Below are 2201 nucleotides of genomic sequence, written 5' to 3' on the forward strand. Positions count from 1 at the left end.
AACAGTAGGCGGCGTCACTCGTCGATTGGGATGCTCAGTCCCGACGAGTACGAGATGTCACTGGCTGCGATGGATCACGTCGAAGCTGCTTAGCCCCTTGTCCGCTGTTCGGGGGGAACCTCAGTCCCCCGTGCTTTGCGCCATTCCCGGAGTACGCCCACGGTCTCGGCGTCGATGTTCACGACCCGCGGTTTGCCTGTCTTGGTGGGGCCGATGATGGTGGTGCGCCGGCCGTCTGCCATGAGGACGCCCACGGACCTACCGACGCTGATTGTCTGGCCGTCGAGGTCGATGTCTGACCATCGGAGGCCGACGAGTTCGCCGCGACGCATTCCGGTGTACAGCAGGACGTGCCAGGCTTCCCAGTTGTCGCGGTGTTCGCGGGTCCATGCGAGGAATCCGGCGGCTTGTTCGGCTGTCCAGGCGGTCATTTCGGGGGCGCGTGCTTCGGTGGCGGTGGGTGGTTTCGCTTTTGTCGCCGGGTTGATGACGAGGAGGCCGTCTGCCACTGCTTGTTTGAGGGCTGCGGAGACGATGGTGTGGACGTAGCGGACGGTGCGGGCGGACAGTCCTTGTTCGCCGGCCTTGGTGCCGCGCCGGAATCCGTCTGTCTCGAGTTGCCGGTACATGGTGGATAGGCGTGCCCCGGTGAGTTGGTCGAGGCGTACGTCTCCGATGTAGGGGGTGACGTGGAGGCGGATGGTGCGCTGGTAGTTGGCGATGGTGCCGGGGCGTAGTCGGAGGCCGTCGAGCCATTGTTTGAGGTATCGCTCGACGGTGAGTTTGAAGCACCCCAGGTTTGATGCCGGTCCTTTCTGAGTCAGGAAGGATGACAATCATGCCGAAGAAGATCGATCCGGAGGTCAAGGCCCGCGTGCTGCGACTGCTCGACACCCACGCCCAGGAGTATCCGACGGTGACCGCGGCCAGCGAGGCGATCGCGAAACAGGTCGGGGTCAGCAAGGAAAGCGTTCGCCGCTGGGCCGTCCAAGCCCAGATCGACGCCGGCCAGCGGGACGGGGTGTCCTCGGACGAGTCGACCGAGATCAAGCGACTCAAGGCCGAGAACAAGCGGCTCCGCGAGGATGTGGCGATCTTGAAAGCGGCCACGACTTTCTTCGTGGGGGAACTCGACCCCCGCAACCGATGATCATGGGGTTCATCGACGCCATGCGCGATCAAGATCATGCGGTCGAGTCGATCTGCCGGGTCCTGCGTGAACAGGGCTGCCGGATCGCCGCACGAACCTACCGGGCCTGGCGTCACGCCTGCCCGGCCGCGCGCACGATCACCGATGCCGTCGCTGTCGACGCCGTCCGCGACACCGCCTGGACGACCGGCGCCGACGGCCGCCGGAAACTGACCCCCGAGGGCCTCTACGGGCGGGTCAAGATGACCGCACATCTGCGCCGCAGCCACCTCCCCGACGTCACACCCGGGGCGGTGGACCGTGCCATGAAACTGTTGGGACTCAACGGAATCCGGCGCTCAAAGGGGGTTCGGACCACGATCCCGGCCGCCGATGGTGTACGGGCCGGTGATCTGTTGAACCGGGACTTCACCGCCGATGCCCCCGATCAGGTGTGGGTCACCGATTTCACCTACGTGAACACCTGGTCGGGCTGGGTGTATGTGGCGTTCATCGTCGACGTGTTCTCCCGCAAGATCGTCTCCTGGCATGCTGCGACGAACAAACAGGTCGATCTGGTGATGACCCCACTGCGGATGGCGATGTGGGAACGCGACCGCCAGGGGCATCCGGTGAGGTCCGGACAGTTGATCCACCACTCCGATGCCGGCAGCCAGTACACGTCGACGAGACTGACCGATCATCTTGCACTGCAACAGATCGCGGCATCGATCGGATCGGTCGGCGACGCCTACGACAATGCGTTGATCGAGTCGGCGAACGGGCTCTACAAGACCGAGTGCATCGGCACCACGGTGTTCCATCCCGGGCCGTACACGTCGATCGCCGATGTCGAGTACGCCGCCGCCGGCTGGGTGGATTGGTACAACTGCCGCAGGCTCCACTCGAGGGGCCTTACCCCCAGGGCCTCGGCAAAGTCGTGAGTGATGCCCGCTGACCTGCGGTTTCAAGGTGGGATGGCGCACGATCGGGGTGCGGATTGGGGCGGGCACGACCGTCTCGGTGATGATGCAAGTCTCTACTCCCGCGTCATCAGGAACGAGTCGTGCCC

Annotated in this window: 1 protein-coding gene and 1 pseudogene; one reads left to right on the plus strand and one right to left on the minus strand. The window is 64.5% G+C overall.

Annotated features, from left to right (window positions below; translation table 11 throughout):
* Positions 1-89: 89 nt before the first annotated feature.
* The gene (locus tag E0497_RS20250; protein WP_137726592.1) at positions 90-836 is read right to left on the minus strand and encodes a site-specific integrase; all 747 of its coding nucleotides are present in this window, start codon (positions 834-836) and stop codon (positions 90-92) included.
* Between the two features lie 2 nt (positions 837-838).
* Here E0497_RS20250 and E0497_RS20260 point away from each other — a divergent pair.
* Positions 839-2034 (plus strand): annotated as a pseudogene (locus tag E0497_RS20260) (IS3 family transposase); the annotation flags it as partial.
* Between the last annotated feature and the right edge of the window lie 167 nt (positions 2035-2201).

It is taken from the genome of Prescottella subtropica, from assembly GCF_005434945.1.
Classification (GTDB): Bacteria; Actinomycetota; Actinomycetes; order Mycobacteriales; family Mycobacteriaceae; genus Prescottella; species Prescottella subtropica.